The 21734-nt window shown below is 46.6% G+C and carries 17 protein-coding genes, 1 tRNA gene, 1 pseudogene and 1 riboswitch; of the genes and pseudogenes, 17 read left to right on the top strand and 2 right to left on the bottom strand.

The features are described from left to right. The first annotated feature begins 128 nt into the window (after positions 1–128). From ACDJ58_RS08925 to ACDJ58_RS08940, 4 genes are all read left to right on the top strand, one after another. Positions 129–932, top strand: coding sequence for a Cof-type HAD-IIB family hydrolase (locus tag ACDJ58_RS08925; RefSeq protein ID WP_064639188.1), 804 nt, complete (start codon positions 129–131; stop codon positions 930–932). Between the two features lie 98 nt (positions 933–1030). Beyond that, positions 1031–2086, top strand: coding sequence for a hypothetical protein (locus ACDJ58_RS08930; protein WP_413377189.1), 1056 nt, complete (start codon positions 1031–1033; stop codon positions 2084–2086). Positions 2087–2187: 101 nt separating this feature from the next. Next, positions 2188–2742 (top strand): GNAT family N-acetyltransferase, encoded by a 555-nt coding sequence (locus ACDJ58_RS08935; protein WP_413377191.1) that lies wholly within the window; start codon positions 2188–2190, stop codon positions 2740–2742. Between the two features lie 445 nt (positions 2743–3187). Next, on the top strand, positions 3188–4318 hold the full coding sequence (locus ACDJ58_RS08940; RefSeq protein ID WP_413377193.1) for a glycosyltransferase family 4 protein: 1131 nt from the start codon (positions 3188–3190) through the stop codon (positions 4316–4318). Between the two features lie 91 nt (positions 4319–4409). Here the strand turns inward: ACDJ58_RS08940 and ACDJ58_RS08945 are convergent, their stop codons facing one another. Continuing rightward, positions 4410–5468: a hypothetical protein gene (locus ACDJ58_RS08945; RefSeq protein WP_413377195.1), complete on the bottom strand. Its 1059-nt coding sequence runs from the start codon at positions 5466–5468 to the stop codon at positions 4410–4412. A gap of 204 nt (positions 5469–5672) precedes the next feature. Here ACDJ58_RS08945 and ACDJ58_RS08950 point away from each other — a divergent pair, with 204 nt between their 5' ends. From ACDJ58_RS08950 to ACDJ58_RS08965, 4 genes are all read left to right on the top strand, one after another. Continuing rightward, a complete protein-coding gene (locus ACDJ58_RS08950) occupies positions 5673–6254 on the top strand; it encodes a xanthine phosphoribosyltransferase (protein ID WP_063564778.1) in 582 nt (193 codons plus the stop codon). A gap of 98 nt (positions 6255–6352) precedes the next feature. Beyond that, positions 6353–6682, top strand: coding sequence for a hypothetical protein (locus ACDJ58_RS08955; RefSeq protein ID WP_024629266.1), 330 nt, complete (start codon positions 6353–6355; stop codon positions 6680–6682). 123 nt (positions 6683–6805) lie between these two features. Beyond that, positions 6806–7024 carry a hypothetical protein gene (locus tag ACDJ58_RS08960; RefSeq protein WP_413377197.1) on the top strand — a complete coding sequence of 73 codons (219 nt, stop codon included), beginning with the start codon at positions 6806–6808 and terminating at the stop codon, positions 7022–7024. Positions 7025–7141: 117 nt separating this feature from the next. After that, positions 7142–7471, top strand: coding sequence for a carboxymuconolactone decarboxylase family protein (locus ACDJ58_RS08965; RefSeq protein WP_062322073.1), 330 nt, complete (start codon positions 7142–7144; stop codon positions 7469–7471). Positions 7472–7570: 99 nt separating this feature from the next. On the opposite strand, the gene ACDJ58_RS08970 is transcribed toward ACDJ58_RS08965, so the two are convergent. Continuing rightward, entirely contained in the window at positions 7571–8035 is a 465-nt protein-coding gene (locus ACDJ58_RS08970) for a C40 family peptidase (RefSeq protein WP_163760330.1), read from the bottom strand. A 5-nt stretch (positions 8036–8040) separates the two neighbouring features. Next, a riboswitch (cyclic di-AMP (ydaO/yuaA leader) is annotated at positions 8041–8172 on the bottom strand. Positions 8173–8434: 262 nt separating this feature from the next. Between ACDJ58_RS08970 and ACDJ58_RS08975 the strand changes: the two are divergent. The 9 genes and pseudogenes from ACDJ58_RS08975 to ACDJ58_RS09015 all read left to right on the top strand — a co-directional run bounded on the left by ACDJ58_RS08975 (position 8435) and on the right by ACDJ58_RS09015 (position 21713). Further along, positions 8435–8851 (top strand): annotated as a pseudogene (locus tag ACDJ58_RS08975) (pectate lyase). A 41-nt stretch (positions 8852–8892) separates the two neighbouring features. Further along, on the top strand, positions 8893–9015 hold the full coding sequence (locus ACDJ58_RS08980; protein ID WP_413379563.1) for a pectate lyase: 123 nt from the start codon (positions 8893–8895) through the stop codon (positions 9013–9015). Positions 9016–9129: 114 nt separating this feature from the next. Continuing rightward, positions 9130–9213, top strand: a tRNA-Leu gene (locus ACDJ58_RS08985). A gap of 362 nt (positions 9214–9575) precedes the next feature. Continuing rightward, positions 9576–13436, top strand: a complete 3861-nt coding sequence (locus ACDJ58_RS08990) for a X2-like carbohydrate binding domain-containing protein (RefSeq protein ID WP_413377200.1) — start codon at positions 9576–9578, stop codon at positions 13434–13436. Positions 13437–13722: 286 nt separating this feature from the next. Then, positions 13723–15969 carry a helix-turn-helix domain-containing protein gene (locus tag ACDJ58_RS08995; protein ID WP_413377202.1) on the top strand — a complete coding sequence of 749 codons (2247 nt, stop codon included), beginning with the start codon at positions 13723–13725 and terminating at the stop codon, positions 15967–15969. A gap of 356 nt (positions 15970–16325) precedes the next feature. Further along, complete coding sequence (locus tag ACDJ58_RS09000) at positions 16326–17180, top strand: ABC transporter permease (protein WP_413379565.1); 855 nt, start codon at positions 16326–16328, stop codon at positions 17178–17180. A 15-nt stretch (positions 17181–17195) separates the two neighbouring features. Next, a complete protein-coding gene (locus ACDJ58_RS09005) occupies positions 17196–18095 on the top strand; it encodes a carbohydrate ABC transporter permease (RefSeq protein ID WP_413377204.1) in 900 nt (299 codons plus the stop codon). A 97-nt stretch (positions 18096–18192) separates the two neighbouring features. After that, positions 18193–19836, top strand: a complete 1644-nt coding sequence (locus ACDJ58_RS09010) for an extracellular solute-binding protein (protein WP_413377206.1) — start codon at positions 18193–18195, stop codon at positions 19834–19836. 113 nt (positions 19837–19949) lie between these two features. Continuing rightward, positions 19950–21713 (top strand): right-handed parallel beta-helix repeat-containing protein, encoded by a 1764-nt coding sequence (locus ACDJ58_RS09015; RefSeq protein ID WP_413377208.1) that lies wholly within the window; start codon positions 19950–19952, stop codon positions 21711–21713. The last annotated feature ends 21 nt before the right edge of the window (positions 21714–21734 follow it).

Here is a 21734-nt window from a genome sequence, read left to right on the forward strand (position 1 = left end):
ACCGTCACATAGCAAGATCCAAACCGCCGCTGTAAACGAGACGGGAGTCCAGAGGGCAGAGCCCTCTGGGGCCCTCCCTCGGAGGGTTTGGGTGGGTGCGACTCTTTTACAGATAAGGAATGAAGACAATGACAATTAAATTAATCGCACTGGATGTCGATGGAACACTGCTTAATGATCATCATGAACTTACTGAAATGACGCAAGAGACCTTAATTCGTGCTTCCCGTCAGGGAGCTGAGATTGTCCTGTGTTCAGGCAGAGGTCCTGCGAATACGATCCCGTTTATGGAGCAGATGGGACTTGACGGATATGTCATTACACATAATGGGGCGGTGACCGCACAGGTTCAGACTCGCGAAGTAGTGCACCATTTTGCCATGGATGGACAGGGGCTGGAGCCTTTCATATCTTACTGCCGTACGCAAGGTGTACATTTTGACATCAATACGGCGTTTGGACTCTATGTGGATCAGCCCGAAGGTTTGGAGTTGCAGGTACGCGAAATGTATCAAAACTTCATGGCAGAGCCATTAAAGTTGCCGCAATGGGCGGATATGACAGAGCCGCTTGCGAAATTCACTGCGTTTGGACCCATCGAGCAGATGAATGCGGTGCAACAGGAGTGGTCGACCTGGAATCTTCCATATTATATGACGCGTAGCGGTGATTTTTTCATTGATCTGATGCATCCCGAAGCCTCCAAAGGTGCAGCTCTAAAAAGACTGGCCGAAGCAAAAGGAATCCTGCCTTCCGAGATCATGGCGGTAGGTAACTACTACAATGACATCACAATGTTGACCTTTGCAGGCAAAGGGGTTGCGATGGACAATTCCCCGGAGGAAGTTAAGGCTGCTGCGGATGAGGTTACACTTTCGAACAACGATCAGGGTGTGGCCCACGCTATCCAAAAATATGTGTTGTCCGTCTAACAGTTCGCTCTTAAAATCTGAATAGCGTTGTATCTTATAAACTGTCGCTCTCAAGGGTAACCTAATAGAATAACGTTAGGAACCGAGGAGGACAGTGCATGGAACTGAAAGTAGAGCTGATTCCTGATCTTCGAACATCAGGTGGCGAAGTGCAGGATATTATGGTGGACGGTCAATATGTGGGTTCGCTGCTGCTTGTGTTCAGGGAAGGGGATCGGGTATCCGGCAGTCTTCAGATCGAGCAGAATTCGCTACCTGACGAGACAGAAGAATATATTGTGGAGCAAGTGCACGAATATATTCGTTCTCTCGCGGATGCGGTAAGTGCTGCTGAGTATGAAGTGCTTGTAAGCTGCGGTACACTGTATTCTGTGTTACAGAAGCCAGAGTCTCAAACGGATGTGTTCATTCAGTCGTCACGGTCTGAAGATAAGTACAGTCACGATGGGAAAAGTGATCGGGCTGGTGTAAATGAAGTACATGTCATATCCGGCTCACAAGGCGAATCATTTACATATGAAGACCCGGAACATTTGCTCGAGATGGAGCTTGTAAGCGCTGGACGCAGCATATCTACCTATGTATTTAATGACGCCAATGGACAGGAACTGGCCGAAGCCTCTCTGAAACAATATGGTGCTGATGTACAGGGTGAGATCCATTGGTATGATGAACCGGCAGAGAGTTATCAGGATGCGGCTGCCGAGCTGTTGGTACGAGAGCTCGATGAAGAAATCATTGATACGATTACGATCCGCATGTGGCATCAGGGGCAGGAGATGGAATCGGCGGAATGGGTGCACCGGGATTTTGCGGATGAGGATGAGATAGAGTCCGAAGAAGAGCTCGAAGAGATTGAAGCTGCTGAAGAAGCCTGTTATGTAATGTTGGTGCGCAAAGATCGGGAGTTTCGGGTATATGAACTGTTTCTACAAGAACGCGGAGGGTTACCTGTAGGTACAGCAACGATTGATACCTCAGAAGCGGATTTGTCAGGCTATATCGATTATCAGGTTCCCGGCACAAGTGTTCAGCGAAAGAGTCTGGTTGAAGTTCTGATGCGAGAGCTGGACAAAGAGCTTGAATTTGATACATTACATCTCACGATGTTATACCGTAATCAAATTATTGATGAAGCGAAGATTGAAGGGTAAGAGGCACAGCCTCTTGCCTTTTTTGTTTACTTTTTGACGAACAAGCCATTTCCCGGTATAGTACCATTAGTTTAAGAGAGACCTGGAAGTGGAGGAGAATCATGAAGCACTCATTCAGTATCACAACAGACTACATCAATGATGAATTTAAGGCATTGCAGGCTCAGCCGGAAGACACGGAGGATGTGATGTCCCTGCTCATGGAAACAGCCGAGTGGTTGCAGAGCCAGGGCTCTTCTCAATGGAATGCTTTGTTAAAAGGTGAGGATTCTCATAATACGGCGGAGGCCATTCAGCGTGGCGACGTATTTGTATTTAAAAAGGGTTCTGACGTAGCTGGCATGGTTATTTTGATGAGCCAGCCAAGTGCATGGGATGTACATTTGTGGGGAAGCAAAGCGCATGCCGGGGATGGCGCACTTTATCTGCACCGATTAGCCATTCGCAGAAAGTATGCCCAGAGTGGATTGGGAAGGGCGATTTTGCAATGGTCCAGCAGCGGCATACAGTTTGAGGACAAACATATCGTCCGATTGGATTGTGGAGCCGAGAACGCAACATTGAACGCATTCTATGGGCGTAACGACTATACCTTTGTGGGAGAAACAAACGGCTTCAGTACGTACCAGAAGGCGGTCACACACTTGTCTGTATAAACGCTGTATTCAAACATAAGAAGTACATTCAAAAAGCCGGGGGCAACCATTGCTCACTGGCTTTCATTTGTATGTCGGCAAAAGAGGCTTAACTTTCAAAATCATACATCCGCTTCTTAGCCGAGCATCTTCTGAATATGTTGTAAATACGACTCCGGCGTAAGGGTGTACGCTCAAACAAGATGAAAAAGATAACGTATAGTAGAGTAAAGGCACCAGAGAGCGATTATTTCCAGTGGAATTCCCCAGTACCTAACAGTATTCGTAATGTCGTCAGCGTCAGATGCAACATGGTACAATTGATATTGAAATGAATTCTATTATTCGGCTGTAAATGAGCGAGTGATAAGGAATCTCATTTTGTACCTTTACTGAACATATGTTCTGATATATCATGATTGAAGATGTAATGAAAAGATTTATGCTAGAAAGGGGGAAACTAACGGTGAGATTGCTGCAGGCGCTTTTCTTTCCTCCGGAGCAGCCCGGAGGTGTATCCTCTATGATTCCGTATATGCAAGAGAGGTTTACAACCCCGAGGTGGGAGATGGATCTGTTCTCGTTGCCTAAGCGAATTCGCAACAAGGGCAGGGAAGATATCCAGTTTGAGACGTTCGATTGGACTCAGTATCAGGACAGTCCTGTCGTGCAAAAATATATGCAAACCTACCGGGATTATTTGTGGTGGACCAAGCTGCGTATTCAGAAGCCTTACGATCTGATTCATGCCCATCACCCTATTGCGGGGCTTGCAATGAAGAAGGTTTTCCCGGATGTTCCTCTCATTCAAACGATCCACTCCAGTTATGAGCGAGAGCTGATTCTGAATGGACGCATTGAGCCGAACGGACCGGAGCATCAATTCCTGCTGGCCATCTATGGTGAGCTGGAGCACCAGGCAGAGCGGTTGTTAACAGTATCGGATTCTTTCCGTCGTTATCTGGCGCCTTATGTACAGCATCCCGATGTTATCGGTGTGATTCCGAATGGTTTTGATGAGAAAAGGTTTAAGCCAATTCCCCATGAGAATGCGATACCACAGTTGGTCACCGTATGCCGTCTGGTTCCGGCGAAAGGGCTGGATATTCTGTTCAAAGCCTGTGCCGAGTTGAAAGCGCGGGGACAAGATTATGTGCTTCATATTATTGGGGACGGACCGATCCGTCCAGACTTGGAAGAATTGGCCCAGCGGCTGGGCATTTATAATGAGACTATTTTTTATGGTTACACGCTGCACCCTGAGGAATTCATGCCATTTTTTGATATCTTTGTACTTCCTTCGCGGGCGGAGGCGTTCGGGTCTGTTTTCGCGGAAGCAGCACTTAGCTGTCTTGCCCTTGTAGGTACGGATGTTGGCGGCATACCAGAGCAGATCGAGAACGGCAGCAACGGCTTGCTGGTACCTTCAGAAGATCCGTTTGCACTGGCAGAAGCGCTGGAGAAGGTGATGGTTGACCCGGCATACCGTTATGAGCTCGCTCGTTCGGCATGTGAGAAGGCCAAAACCCATTACTCTTTGGGCAGATCGGTCAATGAACTGAAAAAAATGTATTTGCAATTTCCGAGCCAGTTCTAACTTCTGAAAAGGGAAAAGAAGGAAGCCGCTGTGTGAACAGCGGCTTTTTTATGTTTAGGGAAATGATATTTCGCAACAAAAGGATACGTTGTTATAGATGTTTTTTGCGTCCGCGAAAGCTTCCCCATCGATCCATTACTAATTTTGCACCCCAGATTAGTGCCAAACTGCCGAAAATGGGGTAAAGGATAGAGAGCAGTGAACTAAATCCAAACTGGCTGAGCGAATAACATAGCAGCATGATGGCCAGTATGATTAGTTTGGGATGTACGTGGACATGCTGTCTGAGTTGGAGGGTCATTCCATAAATATCGGCTACAAACGTTGTGAAGATTTCCATAAAGATCAGGGATACATAGATAGACTGGACTACCCATCCAAGTTGAAAGGCAATGCTGCCCATTGGAATTTCAAATTGTGTGATGCCAGGCATCTGGGCTGACATGGCGAAGTGAGCTGCCATAAGCATGAATCCTACACCAATTCCGCCCAGAACGCCGCCCCATTTCAGTACCTTTCGGCTACGAATCTGATTTCCCACCGGAACGAGTACAGCTTGGGCAAGTGCCAGGTTGAATGAAGTATACAACAGAGGAGATAACCAGACCTGGATAGGATTGCTGTCAGTGGTTAATGTAATAAATCGGTTTGCGCCGGGATGATGTATGGTGCTGGTGATCATAAGCAGGGAGAGCAGGAGCATCATGGGTACCACGATACTGTTCATTTGCAGAATAGCCTGAATACCCCGTCCAAGCAGCAGATATGTACCTATAAGGGTAACAATCAGACCTGTCTGGTAATGAAGCCCCAGATGCTCTACAAAGACCGACCCGGCTCCGGCCAGCATGACACTGTTTACTCCGATGAGAATTAGAAGGGTAACCCAGGTAATCCAGTTTCCTGCTTTATGACCGAATAAATGCTTGTTGAGATCTTCGTAAGAGCGCGAGCCGGTATCATGGGCAATCAGCATCATTTTTGTACCTAACCAGACAAAGAGTATGGTCGATAAGCCGATGGTAATGGTGGCCCATTTGCCATACTGGGTAAAAAACTGCAATATCTCTTGCCCTGTTGCAAAACCGGCTCCTACCACCGTTCCAATGTATGTAAATGCGATCTGCAGCACCCGAAATGCCTGTTTCATGCGTTTCCCCTCTCAGGCCCCTGAATAGTTTGGACATGCGGGTGCCATGGTACAAGGTATGCTTGACCCACCAAAGTCATGACTATTGAAGTGTGACATAGGGTCATTTCTATGCTCTGGACAAGTGCAAAGGCAATTTCGCTTGAACTGATAGCCGGATCTATGATACTTTTACGTCATAGGATAGGCTTGGGAGGTCAAATTATGGAAGTATTGAAACAACGAATTTTACAAGAAGGTGTAGTCATGTCAGATCAGGTGCTTAAGCTGGATGGTCTGCTGAATCACCAGATTGATCCTGCATTGACGATGGAAATGGGACGTGAATTTGCCGCTCGTTTCCGTGAAAGTGGTGTAACTCGGGTCATTACAGTGGAGTCTTCCGGGATACCGGTCGCCTTTGCTGCCGCACATGAACTAGGTGTTCCGCTGGTATTTGCCCGTCGCAAAAAAACACTTTTGGCTGACCCCGACGCCTACTGTGAAAGAGTACCTTCTTTTACCAAAGGGATCGTAACGGATATTATGGTGTCCCGTGAATATATTCATGAGAATGACCGTATTTTGTTTATTGACGATATTATTGCGAATGGCGATGCCGCTCGTGGTGTCATCAAAATTATCGAACGTTCGGGTGCGGAACTGGTCGGATTCGGTGTCGTGGTCGAAAAATGTTTTCAGGCCGGAGCGCGCACTATTCGTGAGCAGGGCATCCCGGTTGAAGCGTTGGTGCGCATTCGTTCACTGAACGATGGCACCGTGCAATTTGACGATAACGAATTGTGACTTTTTAAAGGAAAAAGTGCCTATTTTTATAACAATGCCTTTGCATGACCGCTGATTTCATTTATAATGGGGTTATGTTAGGGAGAGGAGGCAACACCATGGGTAACCAACCGGCAACAGAACAATTTTTTATTGATAAGCTGGCGGAATCGAAAGTACATTTTGAGCGTGCCCTGGATTGTAAACATACGGAATTCGATGACCTTTATCCCTATATGATTGAACATCCTCAATTTTTCTGGTACAAACGCTACGTTGCCTGGTCAGAATTGCTGACGATTGTAGGCTTGTGCGAAGAGTTGTCCTTCTCTTGGAAAGAACAATTTACACCGCATCAAGTGGAGTACCTTGAAGAACGTGTGATGTCCGCCAAAGTGCTTGATTTTTGGTTTGAGAAGAACGACAGCAAAGAGCACGCGCAGCGGTAACTTTTAGTCGGGACATACTTTCGAATGACATGACAGTCCAATACAGTCACGTGAGACCTAAATGACTTTTCATTTAGGTCTCTTTTTGTAAATAATTTTTTTGGGAAAGTAGGCGTCGGAAATATGATCAGTGATGCACAATTGGATGCACTGCGTTTATCAGGTGAAAAAGTAAGGGTAGTACGGGACGAGATTCAGTCCAATGATGTGACAGGTATTGTAGTGGCCTGGGACGGGGAGCAGGTACTCATTCGCCGTCAGAATCGTCGTGTGGTCAAACTTGACCGGAATTACCAGTATCAGTTGTTCAGCGAACCACGTAAGAGCCCGCTCGAAGAATAGGACATGCGTTTTTAGGTTCATTTACCATGGATGTTTTGGCATAATTGCACCTCTCAGGAGAAAAGATAGGTACAGTCAGAGCTTGTAACATATCAGCCGAGAGGATGTGCGATAACCGTGACATTGATGAATGATAAGGTTCATGCCTATAAAGATCAGATTGGTGAATTAAGCGATGTGCTGCCAGCTGTGGTGAAGTCTTATCATGAGTTCACTGGAGAATGTTTTCAGGCAGGGGCGATTGATGCCAAGACCAAACAGCTGATTGCGCTGGGCATTGGTTTGTTTGCAAACAATGAGGTATGTACGTTTTACCATGTGGAAGAGGCACGTGCCAAAGGAGCGACCGATCAGGAGATTATGGAGACGGTTGCTGTGGCTGGAGCAGTAGGCGGAGGTCATGCGCTGTCTCAGGGTGCAATGAGAGTACAGAAGGCATTACATTAAAAGTTTTGATTGCAGACTGATTACGACTTTACGTCTGTAGAAAATCAATGTAGACAAAGAAAAGGCTCCGGTTATAACCGAAGCCTTTTCGTGTTTAACTTATATTTTGCCCAGCATTTTGTTATACATAAACTGTCCTGTTACCCGGCGTGCTGTTACGTAACGATCGTTGAAGTAAGGATTGGATAATTGTGTGATGCTGACACCCTTGCTGCTTGAAGCATGAGCGAATTGTCCGCCCCCGATATATACACCTGTATGTGAAATGCCATTACCCATCGTATTAAAGAATACCAGGTCCCCAGTACGCAGATTAGCTTTGGATACCGGAGTTCCGGCCTTAGCTTGTTGCTGGGAAGTTCGTGGCAATTCAATGCTATATTTGTTGAAAATATATCTCATAAATCCAGAGCAATCAAATCCGGCCATTGTTGTGCCGCCCCATTTGTAAGGTATGCCAGTCATGTTGTTAACGACGGTGTTAATACTGCTTGCCTCTGTGCTTGCTGCACCGGATGTAAATAGAACTGCTGCTCCAAAAATGGAGATGATAAGCTTTTTCAAAATTTTTGTTCTCCCTTCGATGCCTACGGAGTTAGCTAAGGGTTCGGTAGAAGGTTCCCTATATTTCCTATGTATAAGAATAATTCACCCAAAATGGTTCCCCCGTTTTCAAACATGAAACTCGGCAAATGAATAATTAAGTTTTTGTAACCTTTTGAAACTATATTGCATAAATGCGAAAATGTCAAACCGATCTTGAACACTTCTTATCATCTCAATGTTAACGGAATTATCGCTATTTATGTAGAAATAACTCGAATGTTGAGTTTTAATAGATGACAAAAAAGTAACTACTGTTTCAAATGGAGAAAAATTGGACACTTTATTGGTTTTCTCATATACAATTAGACGATAGCTTTAGGTTAAGTATCTGGAACGACAGCAAGTATCTCAGATATTTTGCCTAATCAACGTCCTGACGGGGGATGGAAGAAGGAGTACAAAGAAACAAGTGGTGAGTGGGCCAAATCTACGATTGATAACAAAGCTACATACTCAGAAATTAGAAGATTAGCCAAGGAATTTAAAAAGACGAATGATCCGCGGTATTCGGCTGCTGCCATCAAAGGAATCAACTTACGATGATGCCATGATAATGTCATGTACATGTTGGATGAAGTAGGTGCACGTAAAGGTGATTTCTCATTCATTGACAGCTCTCTTGCGGATCGCAGTAAAAAATCAGTTGCCAAAGGCGTAGATGCTCTTAATACACAGGTTGTAGCGAATGGTAAACTGACTGCATGGGGACAGCTGCATGATTCCAGCTCCCTTAAACCTGCAGGAACAAGGATTTATGAAGTAGCAAACTCGTAGCTGATTCAGGTGCAGCGCCAATTTGGGCACGTTTTTACGAAATTGGAACGGATAAACCGATCTTCGTAGGACGTGATGGGGTTGTGAAATATAAACTCAGCGATATCGATAAGGAAAGAAGAGGCGGGTATGCCTGGTACGGCAACTGGCCTTCCAAGATATAATTTTTAAAAGGCTTTATCATTGAAGGGGAATTATTTTTTTGTTGACACTAATTACCTGCACATGATATATTATTTCTTGTCGCCGCGATATAATTTCTCGGAGATACGACATACGCGGTCGTGGCGGAATTGGCAGACGCGCACGGTTCAGGTCCGTGTGGGCTAACCCCCGTGGAGGTTCGAGTCCTCTCGACCGCATCATATGTAATACGAAAAAGGTTCCTAGAATGGCATTGTTGCCACTTTAGGAACCTTTTTTATTTGTTTACGGATTTTGATATTTGCTCATCCTAATTCTTTTCAACCCATTCCTTCAACTTGAGCAGAGAAAAAAACTTTGTTTATTTATCCAGTAATGGAAATGTGTTCGTTCTGCGACGGTTTGCCCCTATATTTCAGGTTAATTGTACGTAAAATACCGAATTGTACCTATCCTGGAAATCTTTCATCCACTATTCTCTTCTCGTATGGAAGCGCTATCAACAAGGGTTTGAACGACCAAATTCAGAGGGGGTAGGGATAATTTGAAACGAATCGGAAAAAGGATGGCAATGTGTTTCATGGTAATCATGATTGCGGCAGTGCAGTTCGGGATAATCGGAACGACAGGTAATGTGGCACAAGCAGCAGATAAGAGTCTGGCCCAAAAGCCGTATATGGGTTGGAGCAGTTACAGCATGCAGGTATATGACGGGGCGGGTAACTGGACATCGGCCGAGAGTATTAAGAAGCAATCGGACGCCATGCGCGAGAAGCTGCAAGCCCATGGATATGAATACATTAATATTGATGCTGGCTGGAACGGTGACGAGGATGAATACGGCCGTCCTATTCCGAGTGAAGTTCTTTATCCGAACGGATTTCAGGAGGTCATCGACTATGTTCATAATAACGGACAGAAGATCGGGATTTATCTGATTCCGGGGTTATCGATTACCGCCTATAACAAAAATCTTGAGGTTTATGGGACGGGCGGAGCATGTCGTATGCAGGATATTGCGGTACAGCCTCTCGTTATTATGGATGCTTGGGATTCGTACACTTACAAAATTGATTTTACGAACCCTTGCTCACAGAAGTACATTGACTCAATCGCGGATCTTCTTGGCGAGTGGGGCATCAACTTTGTCAAATTCGACAGTGTGACTCCAGGATCGGGAATCAATAACCTGAGCCGGGATGCACGCGGCGATGTGGAGGCATGGTCCAAAGCCCTGGACAGAAATAACATCTGGTTTGAGCTTTCCTGGGCGCTTGACCACAATTACGTGGACTTCTGGAAAAAGTATGCGAACGGCTGGCGTATTGACTGGGATGTTGAAGCCTATGACAGCAGTAAGGGATTGACCGAATGGTCGAGTATTTCCCGCTTATTCCCCATAGCAGCCATCTGGTGGCGTGATGCAGGGCCAGGGGGCTGGAACGATTTCGATTCCCTGAATGTCGGGAATGGCTCGATGGATGGTCTGACCAAGGTTGAGCGGCAAACCGCCACGACCTTCTGGTCTATCTCTTCAGCGCCACTCTATACAGGCAATGATTTAACAAGGCTAGACAGCTATGGATTGGAATTGCTTACGAATGACGAAGTCATTGCCGTCAATCAGGCCGGACGTCCAGGCCATCCGGTTTCCATGGAGACCCAGCAGCAGGTTTGGTATGCCAATAACGGAGATGGTACTTACAGTGTAGCCTTGTTCAATTTGGGCGACCAGAGTGCGGAGGTTAAAGTCAAATGGAGCGATCTTGGCCTCAACGGTCCTGCTTCGGTCCGCGACCTGTGGAGTCGTTCCGAACTGGGAACCTTTAATAAGGAATTCAGTGGCGGCGTGCTGGAACCCCATGCTTCTCGAATGCTTAAAGTAACAGCGTTGAAAGGCACATCAGCCGTCAATGACGATGATACAGGCATGCTCTATAGCGGGGATTGGCAGCGCAACGGGGGCAAGGAGCAGACAGATGGGAGACAGGATCTGAGCATAGCGATTAAGGATTCCTCGGGCACTGGTCCAACGAATAGCAGTCAAGCGGGTGCCTTGGACGCTGAAGCTGACAATGCTGCAAATTCAATTTCCGTGGAAGATGCCACTGTTACCAATGAGGTCTACATTAATGATGATGACAGCAGTATTAAATACACGGGCTCATGGAACTCCAATACCGGCAGAAGTTACGGCGATTACAATGGCGATGTGCATTTTACTGAAAAAGACGGCGATTATTTTGAGTATAGTTTCACGGGCACAGGCATTGAACTACTGACGGAGAAGGATAAAGACCAAGGAGACATGATTGTCACCCTCGATAATGGAGCACCTGAAACTGTAAGCGCCTATACCAGTGGAGAAAGGGAAGTCCAGCAGGTTTTGTACAGCAAACTTGATTTGGACAACGGCCCACATACCTTGAAGGTGGTCAAGGGCTCGGGCAAGTATATGTTGCTGGATGCGCTTAGAGTAACCATGGAAATTCCTCCTGGAGGGCAGAACAGCACCATTAGTCCGGCCTCTGCAGACTTTGACAAGGAGACGGAACAACAGAAGGATGTCACCGTGAGGCTGTCCTTGAACGGCAATACGCTGACCGGCGTTGAAAATGACGGGGTGCTGCTCAGTGAAGACGACTACACGGTGGTCAATGACAAGCTGACTATCAAGAAGCAGTACCTCACGCAGCTGCCTATAGGGACAACGAGTCTAAACGTAATCTTTAGCGCGGGTGATCCGCAGTCTTTGGCAATAAGGATCAGCGATACTACGGGCATTCGATTTATAATGATCAATAACGACGATCCGGCAATCAAGTACAACGGCTCCTGGTCACGAAGCACTGGCAGAGGTTTGGGTGACTATAAGGACGACGTGCAGTATACCGAAAAAAACGATGATTCTTTTGAATACACCTTCAAGGGAACGGGGATCCAGTTATTTACGGAGGTTGACCAGTCACAGGGAGACATGGATATCTATGTTGACGACCAATTCAAGGAAACAGTCAGCGCCCATCGTAACGGTCGGCTGGCACAGCAGAACCTGTACAGCATCTCGGGGCTGCCGGATGGGCAGCACACGCTCAAGGCAGTGAAGAAATCGGGGGACTACATGCTGCTCGATATGCTCAAAGTTGAGCTTCCGAATCTAATTAATCCGGTAACCGCGGATTTCGACAAGTCAGCTTCCGCTCAGGCTGACATTGATGTAACGCTGCTGATCCAGGCGGAAAGCTTTAAAGGCATTACCAACGGCTCCAATGAACTGGTTCGGGGGACTGATTATACGATTAATGGCGACCACGTTACACTGAGCAAAACGTATCTTGCTGCCCAGCCCGTGGGAACGTTGAATCTCAGTTTTTCCTTCGGCGGTGATTATCTCAATGACGTACATTCTACGACGGTGGATGGAGATTTCTTCGAATACACCTTCAAGGGGACCGGAATAAGCTTGATTACACCTACGGGACCGGAGCAGGGAGAAGTGGATATTTATTTAGACGGACAGCTGGTGCAAACCGTGAACGCCTACAGTCCAAGCCGGCAGATTCAGCAGGAGATTTACAGCATCTCGGGACTGGCAAGTGGCCAGCATACAATCAAAGTTGTGAAGAAATCCGGTGAGCTCATGCTGGCCGATCAACTGAAATTTACTGTCCCCACTGGAAACGGAAACGGTGAACCAACGAATCCGTCGAATCCAGGTGGTCCATCCAATCCAGGCGGACCATCGACTCCAGTCGTTCAGCCCTCAGACACTTCTGTGCCAGCGCCAACTCCTGAATCCGGAACTACTGACGGGACAACAGGTACGGAGGGTGGTCAGGATATAGGGTATAAGGCATATATTCAAGGATATCCGGGCGGTTTGTTCAAGCCGGATAACAAGGTCACCCGTGCTGAGATGGCAACCATACTCGCAATGGTATCTGAGAAAGAAGCCACGGGATCTGCTGTTGCATTCAGTGACGTTAAATCTGAATATTGGGGAGCCGACGCCATTGCTAAGGTAAGCAAGATGGGGCTGATGAATGGGTACAAGGATGGCACGTTTAAGCCCAATCAGTCATTGACTCGTGCGGAGATGGCCAGTCTTGTGGCCCTTCTCGGTCCGGATTCCGGAACTCCAGGCAATGGATTCTCTGATATCGGCAGCCACTGGGCCAAGGAAGCCATTTTGAAAGCGCAAAGCGCAGGCATTCTGAAAGGCTATAGTGATGGAACTTTTCGACCGAATGCCTTACTGACAAGAGCGGAAGCCGTTGTAGCTATCAACAGGGCTTTGGGCAGAGCACCGCTCACGAACGTTTCGCAGCCACAATGGAAGGATGTTCCTTCCACACACTGGGCCTTTGGCGATGTTGAAGCAGCATCGGTCGATCAGGTTGTAAAACCCCGGACAGAGGGGGAAGAACCAAAGAAGAAATGATGTGAACTAGGATTGGGGGCCATCTTGGCCCCTTTTTTCTGAATGATAAGGAGTTATCATCTCAAACCAAAGAACTTCGGAAATGTTAAAAAAAGCAATGATAATCTTCTTTTTATCGTTGCCTTTTATTCATTCCCGAATGAAACACGATTAAAGAATGAGATAAAACAATTGACTAACCCGGAAAATATTATTATCTTTGATAACGCTACCAATACCTCAAGGAGGGGGAGGAGGGTTACCCATTAAATATTCCAATGTTTTTCGTAAATTTTTAATTTCCTACGTGATCATTTTGGTTATACCCAGCATTGGCGGTTATATGTCTTATCTGACTTCCATCTCCGTAACACAGTCCATTTCCATTGAGAATAGTGTTACCCAACTTCAGAAAAGCCAGGAAATATTGGAGGGCCGCATGGCGGAAGTGGAGGGCTTCACCCGACAGCTTGCGGTCAATCAGGAATTGAACGTTCTGATGAATGAAAGGGACAACGAAACCAACGTATATGGGATATGGAGAACGATGGAAAATGTGTTGACCTTTGGACAGACCAATGATTTTCTGCAAAATTATTATATTTATCTTGCGAATTACAATCTAATTTTGACCCCGGGTTCTTCTTACAGACCGAATCACTATTACACTGATTTCCGTTATAACGATCTTTCGTTGGAAGAATGGATGAAGGACGTGTTAGGGAAGACCCACCGGAGTGAGATTAAACCGCTCAGTTCCTATGTCAGTAGGGGAAAGCAGACTTCAGTAATCACATATATGCAGTCATTGCCTCTGGACAGCTTCAATGATTCTTCACCGGCTGTCGCCGTTGTAATCATTGACGAGAAAATGATTCTTAGTCTGTTGTCCAGCCTGAATGACCGATACGGTGGCTGGGTTCATATCAGCGATGCGGAGGGAAATACCATCGCGCTGCAAGGGAGCTCTGAGCCCGAGATGGTGAAAATGGCCTCGGACTCTCATTTTGATCCAAGCAGAGTCAGCCAGTTCTATGGAGATGATCTTGTGATCACTACAAGATCTGATAAGAACGGATGGGTATACCAAGCGGGCATTCCCCGTCATGTTCTGATGGAGAATGCAAACAGGATCAAGGGGATGACAATGCTGATTACAGGCGGCACACTGCTCATCGGACTGATTGTTGGACTTGTGCTGGCCTATCGCAACAGCGTTCCAATCAATCGACTGTTAAGTGTAATGAAAGAGCAGTTTGGGAAGGATGAATCGGCTCCCAAAAATGAATTTGACTTTTTGAGTGGAAATATCGCTGATATGCTTACCAAGAACAAGCTGCTCGAATCCGAATTGAATCGCCAGCTCCCACTGGTCAGGGATGCCTTCCTGAAGCGGTTGATCTCCGGCGAATTCAAATCGCGGGATGAGATTCTTTCCGCCGCCGAACAAGCAGATATTAATTTGTATCAAGGTACGGGATATGCAGGAATTGTCCAGATTAAGGGTTATGCCAGTATGGACAGCGTTGAGATTTTGAATGAACTGAATGCCTCACGACTACTGTTGAAGCAGGCTTTGGCTGAACTGGATGTGGATGTCCTGATGACCGATATGGGCTCGGATAAAGTGGTCATCCTGTTCTTTTCCAAGGAAACCGACTCCGAAATGGATCGTGAAAAGGAAGATATCACGCATATCATGGAGAATCTGGCACAGTATGTGTTCAATGAATACAGGATGACCATCCAGTCAGGATTCGGAAATCTCTTCACATCGTTGACAGAGGTCAGTCTATCCTTTGATCAGGCCAATCAGGCGCTGGAGTATGCAGTCTACATGAACAAAAAAGGCATGATGTGGAACAACGAAGCCCAAACCGAAAATACAACGTATTATTACCCGCTGGATTCGGAGCAACGACTGATTGGCACGATCCGTGCAGGGGAACTTGAAGAGGCCAAACGAATTGTCGATGCAATCATTGTGCAGAACATGGAGCAGCGGGAGTTGTCCATGGAAATGAAGCATCAACTTGTTGGAGAAATGAAGGGGACTTTTCTCAAGTTGCTGGATCAAAAGGCGTTTACGGAATATGCCTCCATCGAGAATGTGAAACGGCGGGTCATTGATATTGGTTCCTCGGAGCCGCTCGAAACGATCAAAGCTGAGTTTTATGAGATCATGGAAGAGCTGTGCTCCGTTATTGCAAACAAGAAGAAGGATGCTCATATTCAAATCATCAAACAGATTAAGGAATATACTGCGAAAATGTATTCAGATACAGAGCTGACTCTGTATCGGGTGGCAGAGCATGTGGAGCGGCCTGAGAAATACATTTCTCAATTATTCAAAGAGTTTACGGGGGTTAATTTTTCCGATCACCTGATCAAAGTCCGAATGGATCAGGCTGTGATTTTGTTGAAAGAGAGCAATTATACGGTGGACGAGATTGCGTCACGGGTAGGTTATAATAGTTCTCACTCCTTCAGGAGGGCCTTCAAACGATTGAATGGCGTTTCGCCCAGTGTGTATAGACAATCGGTTGACGATTAAATGAAAGGAAGACCCATAGACTGTGTTGTCCGTGTTCCGGACAATGCGGTCTTTTTTTGCGAATACGCCTCCGTAATGGAAAAATGGCTGTCGTACTGCGGATGTGTGCCCCCAAAAACAGGATAACTGTACGTGTAACGGCGCAGGTGTACCTGTTTATGGGACATCAAAATCGACTATGATCAGAATCAAGAAAGCGCTATCATAATTTACGCATCGCAGACAGCTAGTAAGGGGGGATTGTTCTGGAGAAGGAAATCGTATTAAATCACAAGACATCAACACAGCCGAAGGCACCTGGTTTTCTGACCAATGCCCGCAAAAGAATGATGAAGCACTGGCAGTTACATCTACTGGTGATTCCGCCCTTGCTATTTTTTCTCATCTTCAAGTATTATCCGATGATCAATGCGGTTCTTGCTTTTAAGGACTATAACGTCATCAAGGGAATATGGGGAAGTGATTGGGTTGGTTTTCAAAACTTTCGTCTATTCTTTGAGAACCCATTATTCTGGACCCTGGTGAAGAACACTATTTTGCTAAGCGGCTATTTAGTGTTGGCCGGATTTCCAATTCCGATTGTGCTCGCACTCATGATTAACGAGGTACGAGGAGCCAAGTTCAAGAAATTCGTCCAACTCGTATCCTTTGCACCCTATTTCATCTCAACGGTCGTGATGGTGTCCATGATTATGCTGTTCCTGGCACCGCGGCTCGGATTTGTAAACATCGCACTGAACTTCTTTGGGCTGGATTCCGTGAATTTTCTGGGTGAGCCGGGCATGTTCCGCTCGATCTACGTCTGGTCCGACATTTGGCAGACTGCGGGCTACAGTGCGGTTATTTATTTGGCAGCACTTGCCGGAATCGATCCCACATTGTACGAAGCGGCCAAAGTCGATGGAGCCTCGCGTTTTCAAAAAATCCGTCACGTGGATCTGCCAGGGCTGGTGCCAACCATTGTTATCATTTTGATCCTGAATGTCGGAAATGTCATGGCGATTGGCTTTGAGAAAGTCTACCTGCTACAAAATCCGCTCAATCTGGCTAATTCTGAAATCATTGCAACCTATGTCTACCGAGTCGGCCTGTTGAATGCCAACTATAGCTTTGCAACTGCCGTAGGGCTGTTCAACTCACTGATCAATCTGGTCTTACTGGTTACGGTGAATGGTTTGGCGAAGAGAGTTACTAAGAATAGCATTTGGTAGGAAAGGAGTTCACCTATGGCTGCAAACGTTCAAACCAAGATTAAAGAGTCCGCCGTGGACAAAACGTTTCTGATTACAATCTACATTTTGCTCAGTATCGTGGCGCTGGTGGTCATTTACCCACTGATATTTATCGTCAGCAGCTCAATCAGCAGCCCGGCAGCAGTAACTTCCGGTCGGGTATGGCTCTGGCCCGTAGATATTTCCTTCAACGGCTACAAGGCATTATTTAATACACCTGAGATTCTAATCGGCTACGGTAACTCCATTTTCTATACGGTCGCCGGTACCCTGATCAGTGTAGTGCTGACCATCATGATTGCCTATCCGTTGTCACGCAAAACCTTTTTCGGCAGGAACACCCTGATGATGATCATTACCTTCACCATGATTTTCAGTGGTGGGCTGATTCCGACCTATATGGTGGTGAAGCAGCTTCATCTGATTGATACTCGCTGGGCGTTACTGATCCCGAATGCAATCTGGGTATGGCAAGTTATTATTGCTCGCTCGTTCTTTCAATCTTCTATTCCGGGGGAGCTTCTGGAAGCCAGTGAAATTGACGGCTGTAGTGATATGCGATTTATCTGGAGTGTTGTACTCCCGTTATCGAAGCCAATCATCGCCGTGCTGGTTCTCATGTATGCTGTGGGGCAGTGGAATGCGTACTTTGATGCCCTGATCTACCTCAAATCGGCAGACCTGTTCCCGCTGCAACTCATCTTGCGGAGTATCATCATTCAAAATAACGGTTCGGGTGCCATGGACGTCGCGAAAATGGTGGAAAGACAGCAGCTTACCGAACTGTTAAAATATTCGTTAATTGTGGTCGCCACTTTGCCTGTACTTGTCATCTATCCATTTGTACAGCGTCATTTTGTACAGGGGATGCTGGTCGGTTCTGTTAAAGGTTGATCCTTAGATTCGGTGTATGGAGAAAGAAGATATAGACAGTTCATACGCAAGGTACCATCGTCTCAACTGGTAAACTACAAAAAGGGAGTGATCAGATTTGAAGAAAAGTATGGTAACGTTATTGATGCTTGTAGTGGCATTCACAGTTGTCATGAGCGGGTGTTCCAATGGCAGCTCGTCTACTGCACAACAGGGGAGCTCGGAAGAGGGCGGCAAGGTGAATATCAGCGTGTTCGCGGTTCAGGACTCTAGCATTGATATTCCGACCAATAAATTCACTGCATTTGTGGAAGACAAATTCAATATCAAATTCAATTGGGAGATCAACCCATCGGATGGGGCCAAGGAAAAGCGGCAAATCTCGCTGGCAAGCGGCGACTACCCTGATGCCTATCTGCTGACCCACTATATAGACCAATTCTCTCAGGCAGATCTGCTGAAGTATGGCAAGCAGGGTGTGCTCGTTCCTTTGAACGATCTCATTGATCAATACGCTCCTAACATCAAAGCAGCTATGGAGAAGAACCCTAATTTGAAAACGCTTAATACAGCGCCTGATGGCAATATCTATGGACTTGTTGCGTATACGGAATGTTTCCACTGCTCCTACCCGAGCAAGATGTGGATTAATACTGATTGGCTGAAAAAGCTGAATCTGGAAATGCCAAAGACTACCGAAGAATTCAAAAACGTGCTGCAAGCATTTAAAACGCAGGACCCGAACGGAAACGGCAAAGCAGACGAGGTGCCGCTGAGTGGTTCCATAGAGGAGTTCGGCGTACGGATTATTCCGTTCCTGATGAATGCATTTGTCTATGATGATGACAGAAACTATCTGCAAATGGAAAATGGAAAAGTTCAATCTGCGGCAATTACACCAGAATGGAAAGAAGGACTGACTTACATCAAGTCCCTCTTTGACGCAGGTCTGATTGACCCTGGTGCATTCACACAAAACGCAGAAGCGTTCAAAAAAATCGGTGAAAATGCAGATGCTGAAATTTTGGGTGCCGGTGCAGCCATGCATCCAGCGATCTTCGTAAACATCGATGAAGGCAATACTCGCTCGGCGCACTATAACCCGCTGGCACCGATTTCTGGACCACAGGGTGTGTCCTATGCGACGCATGATGCGGGCGGTGTATCTCCAGGAGCGAAATTTGTAATCACGAATAAGGCGAGTGAAGAAGCACAGATTGCCCTGATCAAAATGGTTGACTACATGTTCACACCAGAAGGCCAAACGAACGGTGCAAGCGGTATGAAGGGGATTGACTGGACTGACCCGGTGGATGGTGATGTGGCACTGGGTAAAGACGTTAAACCTGTAGTGAAACAAATCCCTATGGCTGAAGGTGAGGCACCACGTAATGCGGGCTGGAGCGGTATGGCTCACTTCTATATGCCAAAAGAATATCGTGATACCTTCGTTCAAGGCACAGATATTTATGCATCCAATGGTTATGAGCGTAGATTATATGACGCATCGCTGTTGTACGAAGGGCATGAGCCGAAAGAGCTGTTCCCTATCTGGTCCGTCTGGATTGATCCAAACGAAATTGACGAAGCCAGCTTGCTGCAAACCAATATCAGAAACTACATTGAGCAAAATGAATTGCAATTCATTACAGGCAACAAGGATTTGAATAAGGACTGGGACGCTTATGTGAAAGGTTTACAGAACCTGAAGCTCGATCGTTATCTGGAAATTTTGCAAAAAGCATATGACACTAGCAAGTAATTAACAGCGATATCTGAATCAGGTGCCTATGATGTACCGGCACCTGATTTTTCTTGTATTTAGGCAGAAGAGAAGTATGATGATGGAGTATATGTGATGATAGAGGATAAGCAATGAATGCGTTACATACCAAGAAGGGGGGGATCAACATTCCTGTGACTGAACAAGAACATATCACGAATTCCACGACGATAAGACTGACGGATTATGGCGCTGTGCCGGACTCTGAGTTGGACACCCAGCCAGCCATGGCTCGTGCAATTCAGGCGGCGGCCGAAATCCCTGGTCCGGTGGTGCTGGACTGTGCGAGAGGCAGATATCATTTCTACCCGGAGGAGGCGATTCGTGCTCCTTATTATATCTCCAATACTACGAGTGAAGAAGAGAACCCAGACGTAACCAAGACCATTGCTATTTTGCTGAAAGGGATGAACGATGTAACACTGGAGGGAAACGGCTCCCTTTTTATTTTCCACGGCAAACAGACCCTGTTTCTGCTGGACCATTGCACGAATGTGGAGATTCGCAACCTGCGTACGGATTATCACCAGCCGACGGTGACCGAGATGACGATTATCTCAAGCGGAAAGCATTATTTCGATGCCCGGATTCACCCCGATTCCCGTTATCAGATTCGGGACAACAAGCTAACCTGGCTCGGTGAAGGCTGGAGTTTTGCGAAGGGTCCCATGCAAACCTATGATCCATTGCGGAATACAACCTGGCGAATCGACAATTGGCTGGAATTGGCCCAATCTGTGGAAGAGCTTGAGCCCATGACCATCCGTTTGCATTTTGATTTTCAACCTGATGTGGTCCCTGGTTATGTACTACAAAACCGCGATGGCATTCGTGATCAAGTTGGAGCTTTTATGACCGAATGCTCCGATATAACGTGGAGAGACGTGAGTCTGCATTTTCTGCACGGACTCGGGGTCGTCGGACAGTTCAGCACAAATCTGACCTTCTCACGGATGAACCTGGCTCCCCGCACCGAAACGGAACGTACGGTTGCCGGCTTTGCGGATTTTCTGCACATGTCCAGCTGCAGAGGCAAGGTTGCCGTAAGGGACAGCTATTTTTCCGGTTCGCATGATGATCCTGTCAATGTCCACGGTACCTATTTACGAATTGTAGATCAGCCGGCAGTGGATTGCGTGAAGGTTCGATTCATGCATCCCCAGACGTATGGGCTTCCAGCGTTTTATCCTGGTGATGAGATCGAATTTGTCCGTTCGGGTTCGTTGACGACCTACGCCTCCAACAATGTGGTTGCGGTTGAGCGTTTAAGTGCTCGTGAGCTCTTGCTCACTCTTGCTCATCCGGTACCGGACGGTATTGGCAGCCATGATGTCATTGAGAATGTAACCTGGACACCAGAAGTGGAAATTACAAATAATCATTTTGCCCGAGTGCCAACACGAGGCATACTCATAACGACTCGTCGGAAAGTGCTGATTACCGGGAATACGTTTGAACGCATGTCCATGAATGCTATTTTGATTGCGGTGGATGCCGTTTCCTGGTATGAGTCCGGAAGGGTAGAGGATGTGACGATCACCGATAACCATTTTATTGAATGTGGCGGCAGTGAGCATCCCGTGATATTCATATCCCCGGAGAATGTGGTGGTTGATGAGAGCGCTCCCGTCCACCGACAGGTCGTTATCCTGAATAACCGTTTCGAAACTTGTAGTGATGTCCCGATTCTAAGCGCCAAGTCCACCCGTGGGTTGGTTTTCAAGTCGAATAAAATATGGTCCTCCAGCGAGACAGGAAAGTTATCCTGCGTTGAAGAAGCAGTCTATGCAACCGCCTGCAGCGAGGTTGACATTGTGGATAATACGTTCACTAATGTTCCAGAAGGAACTGACTAACAAATGAGAAATCATGAGGGA

This window comes from Paenibacillus taichungensis, from assembly GCF_047302525.1.
Lineage (GTDB): Bacteria > Bacillota > Bacilli > Paenibacillales > Paenibacillaceae > Paenibacillus > Paenibacillus taichungensis_B.

What these genes read in the sequence shown, in the direction of transcription:
- ACDJ58_RS08990 (WP_413377200.1), top strand. Translation starts at nt 9,576, where the DNA reads ATGGTAATCATGATTGCGGCAGTGCAGTTCGGGATAATCGGAACGACA.
- ACDJ58_RS08930 (WP_413377189.1), top strand. Translation starts at nt 1,031, where the DNA reads ATGGAACTGAAAGTAGAGCTGATTCCTGATCTTCGAACATCAGGTGGC.
- ACDJ58_RS08945 (WP_413377195.1), bottom strand. Translation starts at nt 5,468, where the DNA reads ATGAAACAGGCATTTCGGGTGCTGCAGATCGCATTTACATACATTGGA.
- ACDJ58_RS08925 (WP_064639188.1), top strand. Translation starts at nt 129, where the DNA reads ATGACAATTAAATTAATCGCACTGGATGTCGATGGAACACTGCTTAAT.
- ACDJ58_RS08955 (WP_024629266.1), top strand. Translation starts at nt 6,353, where the DNA reads ATGGGTAACCAACCGGCAACAGAACAATTTTTTATTGATAAGCTGGCG.
- ACDJ58_RS08950 (WP_063564778.1), top strand. Translation starts at nt 5,673, where the DNA reads ATGGAAGTATTGAAACAACGAATTTTACAAGAAGGTGTAGTCATGTCA.
- ACDJ58_RS09005 (WP_413377204.1), top strand. Translation starts at nt 17,196, where the DNA reads ATGGCTGCAAACGTTCAAACCAAGATTAAAGAGTCCGCCGTGGACAAA.
- ACDJ58_RS09015 (WP_413377208.1), top strand. Translation starts at nt 19,950, where the DNA reads ATGAATGCGTTACATACCAAGAAGGGGGGGATCAACATTCCTGTGACT.
- ACDJ58_RS08960 (WP_413377197.1), top strand. Translation starts at nt 6,806, where the DNA reads ATGATCAGTGATGCACAATTGGATGCACTGCGTTTATCAGGTGAAAAA.
- ACDJ58_RS08935 (WP_413377191.1), top strand. Translation starts at nt 2,188, where the DNA reads ATGAAGCACTCATTCAGTATCACAACAGACTACATCAATGATGAATTT.